The 449-nt window shown below is 30.3% G+C and carries 1 protein-coding gene; it reads left to right on the forward strand.

Annotated elements, in window-relative coordinates; genetic code table 11:
• Positions 1 to 449: S1 RNA-binding domain-containing protein (locus LDP10_RS03230; protein WP_265197287.1), on the forward strand; the 449-nt coding region annotated here is incomplete at both ends.

Below are 449 nucleotides of genomic sequence, written 5' to 3' on the forward strand. Positions count from 1 at the left end.
AAGAATTAAAAAATCCTCGTAACGACATTTCTGAATTTGCTCCACGGATACATACAATAAAAATTAATCCGGAGAAAATAAAGGATGTTATAGGAAAAGGAGGATCTGTTATTCGTATGTTAACTGAAGAAACAGGAACAACTATTGAAATTGAAGATGATGGTACGGTAAAAATTTCCGCAACTATTAAAGAAAAAGCTAATAATGCTATCCGAAGGATTGAAGAAATTACTGCTGAAATTGAAGTAGGTAAAATTTATATTGGAAAAGTAACGCGGATAGTTGATTTTGGCGCTTTTGTTTCTATTGGAATAGGAAAAGAAGGATTAGTTCATATTTCACAAATAGCTGAAAAAAGAGTGGAAAAAGTAACTAATTATCTTAAAATAGATCAAATAGTATCTGTTAAAGTATTAGAAGTAGATAGACAAGGAAGATTACGTCTTAGT

The sequence above is a fragment of the Buchnera aphidicola (Pemphigus obesinymphae) genome (assembly GCF_026122815.1).
GTDB classification, from domain to species: Bacteria; Pseudomonadota; Gammaproteobacteria; order Enterobacterales; family Enterobacteriaceae; genus Buchnera_C; species Buchnera_C aphidicola_BJ.